This is a genomic window from Agathobaculum sp. NTUH-O15-33 (assembly GCF_033193315.1).
Classification (GTDB): domain Bacteria; phylum Bacillota; class Clostridia; order Oscillospirales; family Butyricicoccaceae; genus Agathobaculum; species Agathobaculum faecihominis_A.
In genome coordinates this window covers 673,322-691,940 of record NZ_CP136187.1, presented here as the reverse complement: position 1 = coordinate 691,940, position 18,619 = coordinate 673,322, and the positions used below count along the sequence as shown (strand labels likewise).

The window sequence follows — 18,619 nt, the reverse complement described above, 5'->3', positions numbered from 1 at the left end:
CCTTAAATTCCCAATAATGAACCTTGGGTCACTTGATGGCCCCGTAGAAAATCCTCGCTCTTCATACGCTTGCCGCCGACGAGTTGGATCTCATCCAAATGCACCGCGCCTTCGCCGCAGGCAATGGTCAGCCCGGCCTTGGGGTCTGCCTGCAGCACCGTGCCCGGCGCTCCGCAGCCCGCGCAGGGCGTGACGGAATAAACCTTGAGCCGCTCGCCCGCAAGCAGCGTCAGCGCGACCGGCCACGGGTTCAGGCCGCGCACCAGACAGTCGATCTCACGCGCCGATCTGGTCCAATCGATCACGGCCAACTGCTTATCCAGCATCTTGGCATAGCAGCTTTGGCTGTCGTCCTGTGGGCGGGGCACGATGTCGCTTAGGCGGTCAATGGTCTCGGTCAGCAGCGACGCGCCCGCGACGGCCAGCCGGTCAAACAGCTCGCCCGCGGTCTCCCGCTCGCCGATCTCGGTCTCATAGGTGAGCAGCATATCGCCGGTATCCAGTCCCTCGGCCATTTGCATGGTGGTCACGCCCGCGGTTTTGTCCCCAGCGATTACCGCCCACTGAATGGGCGCCGCGCCGCGCCAGCGCGGCAATAGCGAGCCGTGCACATTGATACAGCCGCGCGGCGGGATATCGAGCACCGCCCCCGGCAAAAGCTTTCCGTACGCGACGACGACGATCAGCTCCGGCGCGATCTCGCGCAGGCGCGCTTGCTCCGCCTCGTCCCGCAGGGTGGCCGGCTGATATACCGGCACGCCATGCTTCAGCGCCAATTCTTTGACCGGCGGAGCAGTCAGCACCTGCTTGCGGCCCTGCGGTTTATCCGGCTGGGTGTATACGGCGGCTACTTCATGGCCCGCGTCGAGCAGCGCCTGCAAACTTGGTTCGGCAAAGTCCGGCGTGCCCATGAACACGATCTTCATTCGGCGCCGCCCTCCGCTTCCGCCTCGTTCTCCGCGCGCAAAGCTTCTATATCCACATATTCTTCCACCTTTTCCGTGAAAAGATGCCCGTCTAAATGTTCCGTTTCATGGCAAAAGCACTGAGCGACCATGCCCTCTCCTTCACGCTCGAACCAGTTTCCATCGCGGTCCTGCGCGCGGATTTTAGCCCAAGTAGGCCGGGTGACATAGCCCCAGCGGCCGGGAACAGACAAACAGCCTTCAATTACGCGCTCTTCCCCCCGCGTTTCGATCACCTCGGGGTTGACCAGCTCGACGACCTCCTCGGGCTCCTGATTGACGTCGAGCAATACGACCACGCGGCGCAAGATACCCACCTGCGGCGCGGCCAAGCCTACGCCGCCGGCGTTTTCCAGCGTTTCGCGCATATCGTCTATTAACTGGTGCAGCCGGTCGTCGAACTTTTCCACCTTGCGGCTGCGCTTTTTGAGCTGCTCGTCTTCCTCGGTCAAAATCTTACGAAGTGCCATTTTTATCTCCTTTGTTATCCTTTAAGTTCAGTAGTTGGTTCAATGAATAATTAGTAATTAGTAGTTAGTAATTGAGGATACGCGCGTCGCGCGACTATTTTAATCATCGGCCTGCGGCCGATACCGCAATTACTCATTACTAATTACTAATTCCTAATTAAAGATCGGGGTTTTGGTCCGCGTAAAGCGAAACGCCCCGGTTTTTTCCGTCCGTCATAAATTCGCGGATCACGCCCGCGATCAGCGTGCGCCAGCGCGCGCTTTGCGCGCCGCGCAGGGTTAAATGGTAACGGTAACGCCCCATCACCCGCACCATGGATGCAGCCGCCGGACCTAAAACAGGGGTCTTTAGATCGGCGTATTGCCCTTCCATCAGGCTGAGCAGCCTAGTTTTGAGCCGCAGCAGACATTGCAGCACCTGTTGCTCCACCTCGCCCGAAGCCGTTAAAACGGTAAGCTCCGCGACCGGCGGGCACTGCAAGGCCTGTCTGGTCTCCATTTCGCTTTCATAAAACTTTTCATAGTCCTGCCGGGCTGCGGAAAGGATCACGGGATGCGTCGGGCTGTAGGTTTGAATGATCGCCCGGCCCGTATCGAACCGGCGGCCCGCACGGCCCACCACCTGCGTGATCAAAGAAAAGGTGCGCTCCCTTGCGCGGTAATCCTGCGCGTAAAGGCTTTGGTCCGCGTCCAACACGCCGACGAGCGTAACGTTTTCAAAATCCAGCCCCTTGGTCACCATTTGGGTGCCGAGCAGGATATCCGCCCCGCCGCCCGCAAATTTGGAAAGCAGCTTTTCATGCGCGCCCTTGGTATGCATGGTATCCGCATCCATGCGCAAAACGCGGGCCGTGGGGAATTTTTCATTCAGCTCCTGTTCGACCCGCTGCGTGCCCGGCGTTTCGGTGAACAGGTCGCTGCCGCCGCAAACGGGGCACGCGCCTGTGATCCGTACGGACGCGCCGCAGTAGTGGCACATCGCCCGGCCGGAAGCGGAATGATAGGTCATCGTCGTCGAACAGGAGGGGCACTCGGGCACCCAGCCGCACAGCGCGCAGCCGATCACGCGGCTATTGCCCCGGCGGTTCAAAAACAGGATGGCCTGCTTGTGCGCTTCCAGCGTTTCCGCGAGCTCGGCTTCCAGCTGCGGGCCGATCACGCCCGCGCGGCCCTCTCGCACAAGCCCGCGTTGGTCGGCGACGACCACCTCGGGCAGCGCCGTGCCAAGGAAGCGCTCGGCAAGCCGGAAAATCGGATATTTGCCCTGCGTCGCGCCCCAGTACGTTTCCACCGAGGGCGTGGCCGAACCGAGCACGAGCAGCGCCTTTTCCTTTGCGGCGCGGTACTTGGCCACGTCGCGCGCATGGTAGCGCGGGGTCTGCTCGGAACGGTAGGCGGCGTCCTGCTCCTCATCGATGATCAGTACGCCCAGATCGCGCACGGGCGCAAACACGGCCGACCGCGTGCCGATGACCACGCGTGCGCGGCCCGACTGGATCAGTTTAAAGCTGTCGTACCGCTCGCCCGCCGAAAGAGCCGAGTGCTGCACCGCCACCGTTTCGCCAAAGCGGCCGACGAACTGCCGCAGCACCTGCGGCGTCAGCCCGATCTCAGGCACCAGCACGATCGCGCTTTTGTCCAGCGCCAGCGCATCCTCGATCAGCTTTAAATACACCTGTGTTTTGCCGCTTCCTGTAACGCCGAAAAGCAGGGCGGCGCGCGCCTCGTTTTCACGCAGCAGGGCGGCGAGTCCCTCATACGCCCGCTGCTGCTCGCCCGAAAGGAGCGGGGAAGGCACGGGCGGGATCTCGGAAAAATCCGGTGTGCGCAAGGTTTCGGCATAGTCTACGGCGAGAATGCCCTTCTTTACCATATCCCGAACGGTCGCGTCTGATGCGCCCGTCATATAGCAAAGCTCCTTTTGGCTCATCCGCAAGCCGTCCGAAAGGACGGCGACCACATCCTGCCGCACCGGGCTGCGACCGGCGGCCACGCGGTTTCTCGCCTGTTCGGCCTCCACAGCGAGGTATAGCAGCTTTTCGGTCTTATCGCCCGAACGCCGCGCGGTATTGCTGCGATACTGGAGCACGCCCTCGCCTGTGAGCGCGTCCAAAACGCCCTGCACCGGTTTACCCGGCAGCGCGCCGCGGATTTCCTCCAGCGCCAGCGTTTGCCCCGGCGCGGAGAATAGAAGCAGCACCTCGCCCGTGAGCCCGGCCCGCCGGTGCAGCTCGTCCAGCGCGGCCGTATGGGAAAGCGTATAGGTCTCGCGCCGTTTGAACCACAGGCCCGCGGGCAGCATGACGCGCACGCAATCGAAAAAAGTGCAGTACAGCCGCTCCCGCATCCACGCGGCGAGCGCAAGCTGCTCGCGCGAAAGGATAGGGCGTTCGTCCAGCACCTCGATCACGGGCTTGAGCTTACGGTCCGGCAGGCCCTCGCGGAAGGCGAGCACCACGCCTTCCGCCCGTTTATTGCCAAAGCCGAACGGCACGAGGACACGGCTGCCGATGGCAGCCCTTCCCCGCAGCTCGTCCGGCACACGGTACGAATATAATTTGTCGATCGCAAAGGTGGCCGCGTCCACGGCGACCGCGCAGATCTTATCCCTCAGGTTTTCTTCCATGAACACGCCCCTTTCCAATCATTTTACGCCAGTTCCAGCAGCCGGTCCAGAATCAGATCGGCCAGTTCCTCTTTCCGCATGAGCGGCGCGGTCTCGCGGCTTCCGTCCGCGAACAGCAGGGTCGCCGCGTTGGTATCGTGCTGAAAGCCCGCGCCCGCGTCCCGCAGACTGTTGGCGACCAGCATATCGCAGTTTTTGCGGCGCAGCTTATCCTGCGCGTTCTGAATCAAATCCCGCGTTTCCATGGCAAAGCCGCAGAGAAGCTGGCCGGGCTTTTTCCGCCCGCCGAGCGCGGCCAAAATATCCGGGTTACGCGTCAGCGGCAGGGTCATATCGTCCGCCGCCTTTTTGATCTTTTCACTGTGCTCCTCCGCCGGGCGGTAATCGCCCACGGCCGCCGCTTTGACGATGATATCCTGCGCGTCCGCGCGCGACAGCACCGCGTCGTACATGTCCCGCGCGGAGGCGACCGGCACAAAGGCAACGTCCCGCGGCGCGGACAGCGCCGTCGGCCCGGAGACCAATGTTACCTCGGCGCCGCGCAACGCGGCGCGGGCCGCCACGGCATAGCCCATTTTGCCGGAGGAATGGTTGGATAGAAAGCGTACCGGATCGAGCGCTTCCTGCGTCGGCCCGGCGGTGACCAGCACGCGCCTGCCCGCAAGGTCCTGCCGCGTCAAAGCGCGTTCGATCACGTGCATGATCTCGGCGGTATCCGCGAGCTTGCCCCGTCCGGTGTCGCCGCAGGCAAGGCGGCCCGCCGCCGGTTCCACCAGCAGAACGCCCCGCGCGCGAAGGGTGGCTAGGTTTTGCTGCGTGACCGGGTTATCGTACATGCCGGTGTTCATCGCGGGCGCGACCACGACCGGCGCGCCCGTGGCCAGCAGCGTGGTCGTGACCATGTCGTCCGCGATCCCGTGCGCGGCCTTGGCGATCACATTGGCCGTGGCCGGTGCGATCACGAACACATCCGCCGCTTTGGCAAGCGAGATATGCTCGACCTCCCACGCGAAATCACGGTCGAACGTGTCAACAATCGCGCGAAAGCCCGAAAGCGTCTCAAATGTGACAGGGGTGATAAATTCGGTCGCCGAAGCCGTCATCAGTACGCGCACCTCGGCGCCCGCGCCGCGCAGCTTGCTTGTCAGATCGGCCGCTTTATAGGCCGCGATACCGCCCGTGACACACAAAACGACCGTTTTACCCGTAAGCCCCATGGTTTATCGATCCTCGGGCGGCACATCGCCGTCGCCAAAGTCGTCCTCCACGCCGTGGTATTCGCCGGAAAGGCTGCGGGCATCGTCCTCGTCGTCCGCATCCTCGTCGTCCTCGTCGCGGATCGCGTCCTCGTCAAAGTCCTCGTCATCCATCACGAGCGCGTCGTCCACATCGACGATCGCGGCGGCCACCGGGTTGTTCTGCGGGATGATTACCTCGGTGCGCGGGCCGGGCCGGTACACGACCGTGCCGGCAGCGATCTCGTCCAGCGCGAGCTTTACCGCCTTATCGTTCAGCGGCTCATCCTTTTCTTCCGCAATATCGGCGATATCGCGGGCGCGCTGCGCGGCCAGATTGACCAGCAGATAGCGGTTGCCCACCCGTTTCATCAGTTCTTGCATGGAAGGTTTCAGCATCTTCTATTTCTCCTTTGATTGTAAGTGGTTTTATGAATATACTAAAATCGAAAAAGCTATGCGTTTTGCCGGTTTTCACGAATAATGCCTTGCAGCTCGCGCACCGCGCGCTCCACCGTATCGTTTACCACGACATGGTCGAACTCGTTCATGCGCGTCAGTTCCTGCCGGGCGGTCTCCAAACGTTTCAGAACCTTTTCCTCGTTTTCCGTGCCTCGGCCGCGCAAGCGGCTTGCCAGCTCATCAAAGCTCGGCGGAGCGATGAACACCATCACGGCGTCCGCCCGCTTGGCCCGCACCTGCATGGCGCCCTGCACCTCGATCTCGAGGATGACGTCCTGACCGGCATTGAGCCGGTCGTTTACCGGCTGCTCCAGCGTGCCGTAATAATTATCAACATATTTCGCGTATTCCAAAAAAGCGTTTTGCGCGATATGCTTTTCAAAATCCGCCTTGGAAAGGAAGTAGTAATGCACCCCTTCGACTTCGCCCGGACGCGGCGCGCGCGTCGTCGCGGAGACCGAGAGGAAGAGATTGCCGTCCTCCCCCAGCAGGCGGGATAGAAGCGTGCCCTTGCCCGCCCCGGAAGGGCCGGTGAATACATAAAGCGTTCCCTTAGGCATCGTCCTCGGCCTCCTCTCCGGCGGCGGCGCCCGCCATGCGGGCCGCGACCGTTTCCGGCTGCAAGGCGGACAGCACCACATGGTCGCTGTCCATGATCAGCACGGCGCGGGTGCGGCGGCCATAGGTGCCGTCCACCACCATGCCGCGGTCGCGCGCCTCCTGCACGGTGCGCTTGACGGGCGCGGACTCGGGGCTGACAATCGCGATCAATCGCGTATCCGCCACCATGTTGCCAAAACCAATGTTGATAAGCCGCATTTGTGCTCCCCCGCTTTACTCGATGTTCTGAATCTGTTCGCGGATCTTTTCGATCTCGCTTTTGATGTCGACCACGGTGCGCGCGAGCGCCACGTCGTTTGCCTTGGAGCCGATCGTGTTGGCTTCCCGGTTCATCTCCTGCACCAAAAAGTCCAGCTTGCGGCCCACCGCCGCCGTTTCGCCGAGCATAAGATCGAGCTGGTTGAGATGCGAACGCAAGCGGACGGTCTCCTCATCCACCGCGGTCTTATCGGCATAGATGGCGGCTTCGGTCAGGATGCGCGTCTCGTCGATCGCGGTATCCTTCAAAACCTCCTGCATGCGGGCAAGCAGCTTTTCGCGGTATTCGCGCACGCGCTCCGGCGAGCGCTCTTCGACCACGCCGACCATCTGCTCGATCGCAGCGCAGCGGCTTCGCACATCGCCCGCGAGTTTTTCACCCTCTCTGGCGCGCATCTCATCGAAATGCGCCGCCGCTGTTTCAAATACAGTGAGCGCCGCCGCCGTCAGTTCGGCGGCGTCCTGCTCCACCCGCTCGGCGCCGAGCACCTCGGGCAGGGACGCGAGCCCCATGACCGTGATGTCGTCCGTCAGGTCATACCGCGCGGCCAGACCGCGCAGCGCTGTCAGATAATGCTCCGCCACGGCGTTGTTGACCGTGACCGCAAGATCGGCGGCTTCCTCGACCTCTACGCCGATGTAAACCTCCACCTTGCCGCGGGCAATGCGCGCGGAGGCGGCCTTCTTCACCGCTTCTTCCAAAAAGCCGTACTGGCGCGGCGCTTTTACCGTGCAATCCAGATAGCGGTGATTGACCGCGCGCAGCTCGGCGGTGATGGTGAATTTACCGACCGTTTCCTTGGCCCGCCCGTAGCCGGTCATACTTTTCATGGTTTCATCCCTTCCTCGTTAGAGCGGCATGTTGCGCCGCAGGGTGGCGATCAGCCGAGACAGGCCGATATCGTAAATTTCAAAAACAGCGTTCAGGCCTATCCAAATGACGAGCAGCCGCCACGTTGCCGGAAGCGCCAGCTGCGGGAACAGGCCGGCGGCTACCGCGAATACCGCCGCCGCGAGGATCGCATTGAAATAAAGCAGCTTTAAAATACGCTGCATGCCGCGGGGCGTGTGCGCCTCGATCAGGTATTTCAGGATTGGGTACAGCCCGGCAAAACCGATATACGCGACGACCAGTCCCTTGCGCGGCACGATCAGCGCCGAAAGGATTGAAGCCGCCACGTACATGAGGACCGACCACCTGACCCGCCCGCGCCGAAGCAGCGGCACGGCCGAACAAACGCCCGCCGCGATCGCGGCCGCCGCGCCGATCCACGGTGAAACACCGCCGAGGTATAGCAGCGCGACGGCGGCGGCCGTCAGCAGGCCGCCGCGCGCGAGGAACTTCGTATTCATATTCAGCATCCGCCCCCGCAGCACGCGCTCAGGCAGCAGTTGAGACAGGCCATTTGCATGCAGCAGTCGCACATGTTGGCCTCCGCCATCGGGCGGTAGCCGCCGTAGCCGCCCGACATGTTCAAATTATTCAGCGCGGTGCGGTATTCCGCATTGGCCGGGTCCATCTGGCAAGCCTGCGTATAGGCGCGGCCCGCTTCATCGTACCAGCCCTTGCGGTAATACACCGTGCCCATCAGGAAAAACCATTCGGCGTCCCGCGCGGAAATACGCTGCAAAAGCGACTCTGCGAGCCCCAGATTGCCCTGATTGATCGCCTGACGCACCTGACTGTACAGGCCGGCGTTCGCGCCGGTGTACTGCCGCTGCCCGGCTTGCCCGCTTTGCGCGCCTCCCGCCTGCTGTCCAGCCGGTCCGCCGTTTTTTCCGGCGCGCTCGTTCATGATCATGTCGTAAGCCTCGTTGATCTCCTTCATGCGGGCTTCCGCCAGATCGGACAGCGGGTTATTGATATAATTATCGGGATGGTATTTGCGCGCCAGGTCGCGATAGGCGCGCTTGACGTCGTCGTCGCTGGTCTGCGGCGTCACGCCGAGCACTTTATAGGGATCCATGTTTGCCCCATCCTCCGTTCGTTTGGTAGGTTCCGTCCAGCACTTGTCTCGTGACGAGCGGCATACCCAAAAATATAATATTGCGTAAAAGCCCCTCGTCCCGCTCGGGCCGGAGCAAGTCGAAAGCCGAACACACGTCGACAAGCGACCGTTCGAGCGTCGTTTCCAGCGGCTGCTTGATCTCGGACAGGGCCGGGGCCTGCAAGCCATAGCGCCGCACCACGGGATTGTAGTTGCCGCTTACAAGATCCTCCGCCACATCGGCGCAGGCGTCCAGCAGGTAGACCCACCGGCCTACATGGTAAAACATCTGCGTGAGGATGCGCTCGCGCGCGTCGCCCGTTTGGGGCACGGCAGCGGCGGTCAGCCGCGCGGAAGCGTCGGCCGCGCGGTCCATGGAATCGCAGTTTTGCTGTTCCAGCGTTTGCAGGTCTTCCAGCGCCCGCACCATGCGCCGGTCGGCTTCCGGCAGGCGGGCGCGGGCCTGTTCGTAGCCCTTTCGCCCCAAGCGGCACAGCGTTTTTGCCAAAAGCCGCTTTGCGCCCTTTTCATCCGCCAGACTATCGCGCAGCTTATGGTAGGTGAGCAGCACGCTCACATCGGCCGCCCGCTCCAAAAATTCGTCCGGCGCGGCGCAGGCCTTTTTGCGAAACGGGCTCGCGTCGCACCGCTTACCGCAGGGCGGCGGGGTCTCCGTACTGCCGCAGCCGATTACCAGCGCGTAAAAGGTCATATCATAGCTCAAAAAAAGCGTATAAAACCGGCCGTATCGGCCGCGTATCGCATGGCACAGCCCACAATAGACCTGCTGAAACCGATCGACCTCCCGAACGCGCAGCTCAGGGCGCACCGGGCGGATAAAGCCGAACATCGCACCGTTCCTCTCGCGCCGCACCTGTTACGCGGCAGTTTACCGTATTCATTTTATTCTACCGGATTTTCCGCTGTAAGACAAGAGAAAACCGATCAAACAGGGCAAAAATTCACAAAAAGTTTAGACCAGACCGGTAATGCGGAAGGTAACGGCGCTTTCCGCCTTCAAACGGCGGCTATACCACACGGCGAGCAGCACGCCGATGACAAAACCGGCCGCGCCGCCAAGCGCAGATACCGCGCCGCCAAGCTTTGGCAGCGCCCCCAGCGCGTAGCCAATGAAAAACAAAACGAGCGGCAGCGCGTATACCAGAGCCGCGTAGCCCAAAACCTTGCGGCTCTCGCCTTCGATCGTGACGCGGTCGCCCACGGCGGCGCCCGCCGCGTTGCGCGCGGTGACGACGATGGTCTGGTTCGCCATGCCGTCGCACCCGCCGCATTTGGCGCAGTCATGCGCGCACGCGCCCCGTCGAACGACCTCCACCTCGGCCATCTGGCCCGAGAGCAGACGCTTTACTGTTGCAACTTGAGTCAATGAGAAACCTCCTTTGGAAAATTAGAAATTAGTAATGAGTAGTTAGTAATTGCGGTATCGGCCGCAGGCCGATTAAATTTAATTGCGCGCTACGCGCGCCACGGCCAATTCCTAACTCCTATCTAAACTCGTTACGCTCCGTTCACCCGGACGCCATAATTACTAATTTCTAATTACTAACTACTAATTATCACTTACCTCCGTTTTATGGATTCGCTAAACGAAAGGCTGAAATTCTTCCATAATCTTGTTCGCCGCTTTGATGCCGTCCACTGCGGCGGACATGATGCCGCCCGCGTACCCCGCGCCTTCCCCGCACGGGATAAGCCCCGCGCCGGAAAGGCTGAACAGGTCGTCCCCGCGTTTCATGCGCACGGGGGAAGAGGTGCGGGTCTCCGGCCCGGTGAGCAGCGCGTCCACGCTGTCAAAGCCTTTGATCTTTTTCCCGAAAAACGGCAGGCTGTCCCGCAGCATTTGCCGCGCCGCGGGCGGCAGGCTGGCCGCCGCTTGTCCGAACGAAACGCCGATCGGGTAGCTCGGAGCGACCTGCCCCGGGCCCGCGCTCGGCTCGTCCCTCAGGAAATCGCCGACACGCTGGCACGGCGCGCGGTAGCCGCCGGTCTGCGCGAACGCGGCGCGTTCAATCTGTCGCTGCAAGTGGATACCGCCAAAGGGCGTGCCATCCGCAAAATCAGCCGGATCGACCGATACAGCCAGCGCCGCGTTGGCATTTTTCCCGGCCCGCGCGTGATAGCTCATGCCGTTCGTCACAACGGTGTTTTCCTCGCTCTGCGCGGCGACGACCACGCCGCCCGGACACATACAGAAGGAATAGCAGGCCCGTCCCCCTCGCGGCGGGAAAGGCTGTATTCCGCGGGCGGCAGCGCCGGATGCCCGGCGTGCTTACCGTACAGCGCGCGGTCGATCTCGCTTTGCAGGTGCTCGATGCGCACGCCGACGGAAAAGGGCTTCGGCTCCAAGTATACCCCATTTTCATGCAGCGCAAAAAACGTATCGCGCGCCGAATGACCGATCGCAAGAACTGCCCGCTCGCAGGCAAGCTCGTCCCCTTCGGCGGCGACCGCGCGAAGCGCGCCGTTTCGCAGGGTCACGCCCGTCAGCCTCGCGCCAAAGCGCACCTCGCCGCCGGCGGCTATGATACTCCGCCGCATTTCCCGTACGACTTTTTTCAGTATATCGGTGCCGATATGCGGCTTTGCCTGCCGCAGGATCTCCGCGGGCGCGCCGCACAAATGCAGCGTTTGCAGCACGGTATCGCACAGCGGATCGCCGATGCGGGTGGTCAGCTTGCCGTCCGAATAAGCGCCCGCGCCGCCCTCGCCAAATTGAATATTGCATTCGGTATCCAGCGCGCCGCCCGCCCAAAAATTCTTGACCGCGCGGTCGCGCGCGTCCAAATCGCCGCCGCGCTCCAACACGATGGGCGCGTAGCCGTTCCCGGCGAGCGTATAGGCCGCAAACAGCCCGGCGGGGCCAAAACCGACCACCACGGGCCGGTGTTCCAGCTTCTTGTTCCCGCGTTTTATCGCGGGCGGCGTATCCTCTTTAAAACGAACGAATGGCATTTGCAGGTTTTCTGCAAATGCCCTTTCGTCTTGCATGCCGTCTATCCGCACCGAATAAACCCGGCTGAGGCCGCCGCGCCGCGCGTCGATGCTGGCGCGGCACACCGCCGCCTGAACCGAACCTTCCGCAATGCCGGTCAAGCGCAGCGCCTCGCGCACCGCTTGCTGCTCGGGGCAATCAAAGGGCAGGCGCACATTGCTTACGATGATGCTCACGTGCCGTCCCCCTGTTCCGCGTCCGGCGCTTGCGGGTCCGTCGACGTGTTCGGTTCGGCCGACGTGTCGGCGTCTGCCGGCGGCTCGGTCGCATCGGGCGTATCCGTACCGGCCGGCGGGGTCGTGGGCGGCGTAGGCGTTGCGGACTCCTTGCGTTTAACGGCGATCGTCACCTGTACATCCTCGTCCACCAGTGTGACGCCGCTCGGCAGGCCGGTTGCGGCGACAACGCCCTTGACCTCATGCGTGCCCTCGCCCAGCGAAGCGGAATCGACCGTCAGGCCGATGGAAAAGTTGCTTACATCGATCTTATCCAGCGCCGATTTGTTGCCGCGCAGCTCGATCTCCACGTTTTCCGTCTGTGTGGTTACCGTATAGTTTGCCTTTTCATCCGACGTATCGGTCACGACAAAGTCGGTCACCTTCACCTTGCGGGTGTCCACGCCGTCGATCGCAACGGTCACGGTAGCGGTTTTCGGTTGCCCATCCGCCAAATGCACCCCTTCGGGCAGGTCGATGGTCTTTACGATGGCCGTGCCCGTCTTGGCGCTGCTCAGGTCGATCTCGCCGAGGTTGATTTCTTTCATCTCCGAAATAATGTTCTGATCGCCGTAGACCTGCACCTCGGTCGGGTCGATCGTGACCGTGGCGCGGTTTGCGGTGGACGTGCCGCCGTCCTTCAGCGTCACGGTGAGCGGCACGGTGCCGCGCTGATAAACCGCCAGCTTCACGCGAACGGATTGGGTCTTGCTCGATACATACGGGGAATCAATCGGCTCGCCCGCTTCGTTGCACAGAGTAATGGCGCAGTTCTCCTGCAGCGCGCTGTCCTTCCCATCCACCGAGATGGTGGCGTAAGCATAGGCGACCTCTTCCAGATCGGCGGACGGACCTTCCACGGTCACCTGCTCGGTCAGCGATTTCGGCGTGCCCGCGAGGCAGCCTTCCGCGGGCGTTCCGGTAACGCCCAGACGGACCGGCACCTGCTTGGTCGTGATCTTATCGATGCGCAGATGCACGGTGGACGGCTTGATTGACTGCACATCGACGCCGACCTTGCTGATCGCCGCGTCGAGCGGCAAATCATACTCGCCTGCCTCGGGCAGGGCGGAAACGTCCACCTTGATCGATATCTGATTCTTCTTAACGTCGGTCACATCGGTGGACTTACCCACCGCGCGCACCGTGATCGTGGTATTCTTGCCCTCGATGATGGAGAGGCCGGTCTTTTCCGCCAGCGCGCTCTCTCCCTCAAAAACAATGGGGATCTCGTTATAATCGTAATGCCGCTCCGGGTTATCAATACCCATGACGACCGCCCAAATAACAACCGCGAGCCCGAGGGACAGCAGGCGCAGCAATACGTCGTGCTCTTTCAAAAAGTGTTTCACTTGCCGAACCCTCCCTTCCATTTATCGCGAAGGGCGGCAACCCGGTTTTTATCCGGTTTTTCTTCTTCCAGCAGTTCGCTCTCCAACACCTTTTGCAGGGTTTCCGTGGAAAGGTGCCGCTTGAGCATGCCGCCGATCGCGACCGAAATCGCGCCCGTTTCCTCGGACACGACGACGAGCACGCAGTCCGCCGATTCACTCATGCCGACGGCGGCGCGGTGGCGGGTGCCCAGATCGCGGGACAGGTTTTGGCTGCCCGAAAGCGGCAGCACGCAGCCGGCCGCATAAACGCGGCCGTCGCGCACGATCATCGCGCCGTCATGCAGCGGGCTGTTTTTGAAAAACACGTTCTTCAGCAGCTCCGGCGAAGGCGCCGCGTCCACCAGCGTGCCGGTCGCGACGATCTCGCCCAGACGCTCCGTGCGCTCAAAGACGATCAGCACGCCGGTCTTGGTCTTGGACATGTCGCCGCACGCGGCGACCGTCGCGTCGATCGCCTTGGCGGTCGCGTCCGGGTCGCTCGTGGTAATAAATAAACGGCTGACGTTTCCCTTGCCCAGCTGTTCGATGATACGGCGCAGCTCGGGCTGAAAAATAAGCACAAGCATAAACGGCGCGATGGTAAAGACACTTTTCAGCAAATAGCTGATCGTGTTCAGATGCGCCTGCGTGGCGATCAGCAGGGCGACCGCCAGCACCAGAATGCCCTTGACCAGCCGCTCCGCGCTCGTATCCTTTAAAAGCTTCATCACGCGGTACAGAATATATGCGACCAGCAGGATGTCGATCACATCGACAAAGGAAATGGTACGAAGATAGCCAAAATCAATCAGCTTGCGCCAATCGAAATTCCCCGTCTCAAAAATTTTTTGCAGTGTATCCATAAAATGCAACCTATCCAATCTATGATAGACTTATCGGTACGCCCGCTGTGCGCGTGCACGCCGTTCTTTAGCATTTTAATAGTACCACATTTCGGCCCTTCTGTATAGCATTGCTGTGAGTTTTCACAGATTTTTCACAGTTTGGCGTAGAATCTCAGTTGCGCGCTCGATCTGCCTGCCGTTGGTATAAAAGGAAACCGAAAAACGGATGGTGCCGGTATCCTCCGTGCCCGCCGTACGGTGCGCGAGCGGCGCGCAGTGCAGGCCCGCGCGCACGGCGACGCCGCGTTCGGCCAATTTTTCCGCCACGGTCTCGCTTGCCGCGCCCTCGACGCGTACCGAAAGCACCCCCGCCTGCGCGTCGCCGCCCGCAAAGCACGCAACCCGCGGCTCGTTTTCCAACAGGCGGGCCATTTCCTGCACCAGCGGGCGCTCATGCGCCAGCATTTGCATGGGTCCGATCGATCTTACAAATTGCAGCCCCGCCGCGAGGCCCGCGATGCCGGTCACGTTGGGCGTGCCGCTTTCCAGCGCGTCCGGCAAAAAGTCCGGCTGCTCCATTTGTTCCGAAACGCTGCCCGTGCCGCCCGCAAGCAGCGGCCTTTTTGCGATTTCGTCGCTTATGGCGAGCAAAATGCCGGTGCCCGGCGGTCCGTAAAGCGCCTTATGGCCCGGCATGCACACCGCCGCAAGGCAGGGATAGCGCCGCACATCGATTGGAATGACGCCCGCGGACTGGGAAGCGTCCAGTATAAGCGGCACGCCCCGCTCTGTGAGCAGCGCCGCGATCTCATCCAGCGGCGCGATATAGCCAAACACATTGGATACGTGATTCAAGATTACAAGCGCCGCGCCCTCGTCCAGCGCGCGGCGCACGGCGCTTACCATGCCGGCGCCGTCCCACAGGGGACTGGCGGCCACGATCGGCTCGATGCCGCGCAATGCGAGCGGCCGCATCACCGCGTTGTGTTCATACCCGCCCACGGCTACCCGCATGCCGGGCCGCGCCAGCGCGTGAATGGCAAGGTTCAGGGCGTGGGTGGCGTTCAGCGTGAAAACCACACGCGCCGGGTCGCCCAGCCCAAACAGATCGGCGGCGGCCTCGCGGCAGGCATAAACAGTCTCCCCCGCCCGTTCGGCCGCCGCATAGCCGCCGCGGGCATAGCCCGCCGTTTGTTGCAGCGCGCGCTGCACCGCATCGCTCACCGCGCGCGGTTTATACAGCGTGGTGGCCGCGTTATCCAAATAGATCATTCGTTCAGCCCCCCTCCATCATCACGCGGCAGGGTGTGATACCAAGCAGGCGCAGGCGGTACAGCGCGTCGTCCGTCTGCGAGCCGGGCACCCGCACCGCATACGAGCAGGATTCCGTGCGTTCGTGACGGGGCGGGCGCGTGACCTCGCCCGGGATGCCCGCCTGGCCCAAGTGCCGCCGCAGGCCTATCGCTTCGGTCTGATTGCGGCATATTAAAAGAGCGTAGCTCATGAGTCGTCCTCTCCTCCCAAATTGGTTCTACCCATACTATGTTGAAAATAGGGCCAAAGTGTGTTATGATGATTTCGTTTCAAACCACGGCTTCAAACCGTTATGAAGACCTCCGCGCCAAATATGATAAAACAGGAGATGACTCTTTCCATGGAGCTTTCCGCACTTTCCCTTCGGATTCACGCGCTTTCCGTGCTGCGCCATTTGAACGACGGCCCGCTCGTAGGCGCATACCGCGCGGTACTGGACGCCTTGACCGAGAGCGCCCCCGCCTTTGCCGACCGCTACGGCGCGCTTTGCCAGCAGCGCTTTGCCGCGGGCGATGTGCACCGCGCGTTTTTAAACGCGGTGCAGTTCGATACCAATACGCTGACCGATTCGCTCTCCGCGCCCGACCCCACGCAGCTTTCCGCCGCCACGCACGACCTAAATGTGCTGAACGCCTTGCTTGCGCTCACCGGCGCGCAGCTGAAAGAAGCGGCCGTGAATGCCTTCAGCCGCCCCGCGCTGCGCGAGCTGCCCGATTTCCCCGCGAGCGCCCCCCTGCCCTTCCCGGACGGCGCAGCGCTCGCCAGCTATTACCGCGCGCAGGGCTATGGCTTTTTCGCGCAGTCCTCGGCCTTTTCGGTCGGCGACGGCGGCGTGATTTCGCCCATTCCGAACCCGGACAGCGTACGCCTATCCGACCTGCCGGGGTATGAACGGCAGAAATCCGCCATTCTCAAAAACACCCTTGCCTTCCTTGACGGACGGGACGCGAACAACATTCTGCTTTACGGCGACAAGGGCACGGGCAAATCCTCCACGGTCAAGGCCGTGGTCAACGAATATGCCGACCGCGGACTCAAGATCATCGAAATGTCGCCCCGGCACATCACGGTGTTCCGCGATATTTTCACCGCCGCGCTGCGCTCACCCTTCCGCTTCATCGTCTTTCTGGACGACCTTTCCTTTAGCCGGGAGGACGACAACTTTGCCGCGCTCAAGGCGTTCATCGAGGGCGGACTCGCGGGCAAGCCGGACAATCTGGTGCTTTACGCGACCTCGAACCGCCGCCACCTGATCCGTGAAACCTTTGCCGACCGGCAGGGCGACGAGGTTTCCACGCGCGACGCGCTGGAGACCGTGACCTCGCTTTCCGACCGCTTCGGTCTGGAAATTACCTTCTCCGTGCCCGATCGGGACGAATATCTGTACATCGTGGACCAGCTTGCGGCGGAAAACAAGCTCGATTTGGACAAGGAACAGCTTCACCTGCTGGCCGAGCGCTTTGCGATACGCCGCAGCGGCCGTTCGCCCCGCGCCGCCCGCCAATTCATCAGCCAGCAGCTGGCTGAAAAGTACGAAAAGACATAAGCTGCGTTTCCACATCCACAATTTAAACAGCAAGGCCGCCGGATTACACATCCGGCGGCCTTCTTTGTTGATTCTTACCAGTTGAAATAGTTCGAGAACGGATTCTGCTGCGAGTAGCCGTTATCGCCCGGCTCCGGGAGCAGCTGATTGTTCTGCTGGTTGTTGTCATCCGACAGATCATGCTCGTCGGTAAGGGTGATGGTCAGATCGACCGTCTTGCCCGACGCCATGCGGTAAACCTTGATCTTGAGCTTGTCGCCCGCCTTAAGTTCTTCCTTGATCGCGTTGATCTCGTCCATGGTGGTGATCGTCTGGCCGTTCACCTCGGTGATGATATCGCCGGATTGCAGGCCCTCGCTGTAAGCCGCCGCGCGCTCGTCGATCGAGTGCACATAAACGCCCTGCGGTACATTGTTATACTGGGCGCGCTGCGCGGAGATGTTTTCGCCCGTGATGCCGATGGACGGACGGCCCGCTATGAAGCCGTTTGCGATCAGCTCATCCACAATATCCTTGGCGGTGTTGATCGGAATCGCGAAGCCAAGGCCCTCGTAATAGCTGATGCCCAGCTTGGCCGAGGTAACGCCGACCACCTGACCGTATTTATTGATCAGCGCGCCGCCGGAGTTGCCGGGGTTGATGGAAGCGTCGGTCTGGATCAGGGTCATAACGCGGTCGTCGATCGTGATATCGCGGTTGATGGCCGAAATACGGCCGCCGGTGATGGTGTTCGCCAGCTCAACGCCGCCGGGCGAACCGATCGCATAGGCGTATTCGCCGGGCTGCAACTGATCGGAATCACCGAACTCAGCCGGGGTCAGCGCGGCTTTCGGTTCTACCTTGAGCACCGCCAAATCGGTCTTTTCATCGGTGCCGATGATCTTGGCGGAAAGCTGCGAGCCGTCGTTCAGCTGAACGGTGACCGCGTCCGCGTCCGCTACGACGTGGTTGTTGGTGATGATGTAACCATCCTCCGTCATGATGATGCCGGAGCCGGAGCCGCCGCCGTCAAGCGCGGTGGAAATCACGCTGACGATCGAAGGATTGACCTTTTTGTAAATCTCCTCGCCCGCGAGGCCGTTGACAACGTCGTAATTATCCGGGTCAAGGTTCGGCTTTTCCGAAATGGTGACGGTCGGCATGTCGGCCTTGCCGAAGGCCTGCGTGACGCGGCCGCCATCCTGCTGGCCGTTCCACAGGTTGCCGACGAGCGCGCCGCCCGCGAAGAGCAGGCACGCCGCCGCGACCGAGCACAGGCCGATGACGACACCGCTTCTCTTCTTCTTTTTCTTCGGCGGCTTGCCCGCCGGGGGCGCGGCGTTGGGGTAAACAGGCTCCCCGTATTCCGCTTGGTGGGAACCGAACGGCGGCTGCTGGGGCTGTTCCGCCTGCGCGCGGTAAACCGGATGCTGCACCGGGGTCTGGTACGGCGTGCGCGGTTCCTCCGGCGCGGGCTGCGGGGCCGCTTGCGGCGGCTCTTGCGCCTGCTGCACCGGCGGCTGGTACTCTGCCTGCGGCTGGGCCTCTGCCTCGGCGCGGTACGCCTTAGGCTGTTCGGTATGGTTTTCGCCCTGCTGTTCAGGCGTTGGGTTGACGTTAAATTCATCCATGGTTTTATGCCTCCCTATCGGTTTATGGCTTTATTGTAATTCCCGATTGTGGTGTTTCATTGTAAACAATATGAACAA

18 protein-coding genes and 1 pseudogene are annotated in these 18,619 nt (G+C 61.7%); 1 reads left to right on the top strand and 18 read right to left on the bottom strand.

The features are described 5' to 3' along the window. Positions 1-2: 2 nt before the first annotated feature. The 17 genes and pseudogenes from fmt to RWV98_RS03600 all read right to left on the bottom strand — a co-directional run bounded on the left by fmt (position 3) and on the right by RWV98_RS03600 (position 15,575). Entirely contained in the window at positions 3-926 is a 924-nt protein-coding gene (gene fmt, locus RWV98_RS03685) for a methionyl-tRNA formyltransferase (RefSeq protein ID WP_317863839.1), read from the bottom strand. Beyond that, positions 923-1,435, bottom strand: a complete 513-nt coding sequence (gene def / locus RWV98_RS03680; RefSeq protein ID WP_317863837.1) for a peptide deformylase — start codon at positions 1,433-1,435, stop codon at positions 923-925. Before def ends, fmt begins: the two co-directional genes overlap by 4 nt. Positions 1,436-1,592: 157 nt before the next feature. After that, positions 1,593-4,061, bottom strand: a complete 2,469-nt coding sequence (gene priA, locus RWV98_RS03675; RefSeq protein ID WP_280961958.1) for a replication restart helicase PriA — start codon at positions 4,059-4,061, stop codon at positions 1,593-1,595. A gap of 23 nt (positions 4,062-4,084) precedes the next feature. Continuing rightward, a complete protein-coding gene (coaBC, locus tag RWV98_RS03670; protein ID WP_317863835.1) occupies positions 4,085-5,278 on the bottom strand; it encodes a bifunctional phosphopantothenoylcysteine decarboxylase/phosphopantothenate--cysteine ligase CoaBC in 1,194 nt (397 codons plus the stop codon). Positions 5,279-5,281: 3 nt separating this feature from the next. Continuing rightward, a complete protein-coding gene (gene rpoZ / locus RWV98_RS03665) occupies positions 5,282-5,695 on the bottom strand; it encodes a DNA-directed RNA polymerase subunit omega (RefSeq protein WP_280961956.1) in 414 nt (137 codons plus the stop codon). Between the two features lie 56 nt (positions 5,696-5,751). Beyond that, entirely contained in the window at positions 5,752-6,318 is a 567-nt protein-coding gene (gmk, locus tag RWV98_RS03660) for a guanylate kinase (RefSeq protein WP_280961955.1), read from the bottom strand. Further along, positions 6,311-6,577, bottom strand: a complete 267-nt coding sequence (locus RWV98_RS03655) for a DUF370 domain-containing protein (RefSeq protein ID WP_280961954.1) — start codon at positions 6,575-6,577, stop codon at positions 6,311-6,313. Before RWV98_RS03655 ends, gmk begins: the two co-directional genes overlap by 8 nt. A 15-nt stretch (positions 6,578-6,592) precedes the next feature. Next, complete coding sequence (locus tag RWV98_RS03650; protein WP_317863832.1) at positions 6,593-7,468, bottom strand: YicC/YloC family endoribonuclease; 876 nt, start codon at positions 7,466-7,468, stop codon at positions 6,593-6,595. A gap of 18 nt (positions 7,469-7,486) precedes the next feature. Next, positions 7,487-7,990, bottom strand: coding sequence for a hypothetical protein (locus tag RWV98_RS03645; protein WP_280961952.1), 504 nt, complete (start codon positions 7,988-7,990; stop codon positions 7,487-7,489). Between the two features lie 2 nt (positions 7,991-7,992). After that, positions 7,993-8,604: a J domain-containing protein gene (locus RWV98_RS03640; RefSeq protein ID WP_317863831.1), complete on the bottom strand. Its 612-nt coding sequence runs from the start codon at positions 8,602-8,604 to the stop codon at positions 7,993-7,995. Then, entirely contained in the window at positions 8,591-9,475 is an 885-nt protein-coding gene (locus RWV98_RS03635) for a DUF5685 family protein (RefSeq protein WP_317863829.1), read from the bottom strand. Before RWV98_RS03635 ends, RWV98_RS03640 begins: the two co-directional genes overlap by 14 nt. Positions 9,476-9,598: 123 nt before the next feature. Next, on the bottom strand, positions 9,599-10,012 hold the full coding sequence (locus tag RWV98_RS03630) for a SoxR reducing system RseC family protein (protein WP_317863827.1): 414 nt from the start codon (positions 10,010-10,012) through the stop codon (positions 9,599-9,601). Positions 10,013-10,228: 216 nt separating this feature from the next. Continuing rightward, positions 10,229-11,184: pseudogene (locus tag RWV98_RS19325) on the bottom strand (NAD(P)/FAD-dependent oxidoreductase). A gap of 626 nt (positions 11,185-11,810) precedes the next feature. Then, the gene (locus RWV98_RS03615; protein ID WP_280961947.1) at positions 11,811-13,205 is read right to left on the bottom strand and encodes a CdaR family protein; all 1,395 of its coding nucleotides are present in this window, start codon (positions 13,203-13,205) and stop codon (positions 11,811-11,813) included. After that, positions 13,202-14,089, bottom strand: a complete 888-nt coding sequence (cdaA, locus tag RWV98_RS03610) for a diadenylate cyclase CdaA (RefSeq protein WP_317863823.1) — start codon at positions 14,087-14,089, stop codon at positions 13,202-13,204. The genes RWV98_RS03615 and cdaA overlap by 4 nt, the downstream gene beginning before the upstream one ends. 123 nt (positions 14,090-14,212) lie before the next feature. Further along, complete coding sequence (locus RWV98_RS03605; RefSeq protein WP_317863822.1) at positions 14,213-15,343, bottom strand: aminotransferase class V-fold PLP-dependent enzyme; 1,131 nt, start codon at positions 15,341-15,343, stop codon at positions 14,213-14,215. A gap of 4 nt (positions 15,344-15,347) precedes the next feature. Next, on the bottom strand, positions 15,348-15,575 hold the full coding sequence (locus tag RWV98_RS03600; RefSeq protein WP_280961944.1) for a DUF3343 domain-containing protein: 228 nt from the start codon (positions 15,573-15,575) through the stop codon (positions 15,348-15,350). Between the two features lie 150 nt (positions 15,576-15,725). On the opposite strand from RWV98_RS03600, the gene RWV98_RS03595 reads away from it, so the two are divergent. Beyond that, positions 15,726-16,931, top strand: a complete 1,206-nt coding sequence (locus tag RWV98_RS03595; protein ID WP_317863821.1) for an ATP-binding protein — start codon at positions 15,726-15,728, stop codon at positions 16,929-16,931. Positions 16,932-17,005: 74 nt separating this feature from the next. Here RWV98_RS03595 and RWV98_RS03590 read toward each other — a convergent pair whose 3' ends face one another. Then, a complete protein-coding gene (locus RWV98_RS03590; RefSeq protein WP_317863819.1) occupies positions 17,006-18,541 on the bottom strand; it encodes a S1C family serine protease in 1,536 nt (511 codons plus the stop codon). Positions 18,542-18,619 lie beyond the last annotated feature (78 nt).

Coding starts and splice junctions, on each gene's coding strand:
- fmt (WP_317863839.1), bottom strand. CDS start 926: ATGAAGATCGTGTTCATGGGCACGCCGGACTTTGCCGAACCAAGTTTG.
- def (WP_317863837.1), bottom strand. CDS start 1,435: ATGGCACTTCGTAAGATTTTGACCGAGGAAGACGAGCAGCTCAAAAAG.
- priA (WP_280961958.1), bottom strand. CDS start 4,061: ATGGAAGAAAACCTGAGGGATAAGATCTGCGCGGTCGCCGTGGACGCG.
- coaBC (WP_317863835.1), bottom strand. CDS start 5,278: ATGGGGCTTACGGGTAAAACGGTCGTTTTGTGTGTCACGGGCGGTATC.
- rpoZ (WP_280961956.1), bottom strand. CDS start 5,695: ATGCTGAAACCTTCCATGCAAGAACTGATGAAACGGGTGGGCAACCGC.
- gmk (WP_280961955.1), bottom strand. CDS start 6,318: ATGCCTAAGGGAACGCTTTATGTATTCACCGGCCCTTCCGGGGCGGGC.
- RWV98_RS03655 (WP_280961954.1), bottom strand. CDS start 6,577: ATGCGGCTTATCAACATTGGTTTTGGCAACATGGTGGCGGATACGCGA.
- RWV98_RS03650 (WP_317863832.1), bottom strand. CDS start 7,468: ATGAAAAGTATGACCGGCTACGGGCGGGCCAAGGAAACGGTCGGTAAA.
- RWV98_RS03645 (WP_280961952.1), bottom strand. CDS start 7,990: ATGAATACGAAGTTCCTCGCGCGCGGCGGCCTGCTGACGGCCGCCGCC.
- RWV98_RS03640 (WP_317863831.1), bottom strand. CDS start 8,604: ATGGATCCCTATAAAGTGCTCGGCGTGACGCCGCAGACCAGCGACGAC.
- RWV98_RS03635 (WP_317863829.1), bottom strand. CDS start 9,475: ATGTTCGGCTTTATCCGCCCGGTGCGCCCTGAGCTGCGCGTTCGGGAG.
- cdaA (WP_317863823.1), bottom strand. CDS start 14,089: ATGGATACACTGCAAAAAATTTTTGAGACGGGGAATTTCGATTGGCGC.
- RWV98_RS03605 (WP_317863822.1), bottom strand. CDS start 15,343: ATGATCTATTTGGATAACGCGGCCACCACGCTGTATAAACCGCGCGCG.
- RWV98_RS03600 (WP_280961944.1), bottom strand. CDS start 15,575: ATGAGCTACGCTCTTTTAATATGCCGCAATCAGACCGAAGCGATAGGC.
- RWV98_RS03595 (WP_317863821.1), top strand. CDS start 15,726: ATGGAGCTTTCCGCACTTTCCCTTCGGATTCACGCGCTTTCCGTGCTG.
- RWV98_RS03590 (WP_317863819.1), bottom strand. CDS start 18,541: ATGGATGAATTTAACGTCAACCCAACGCCTGAACAGCAGGGCGAAAAC.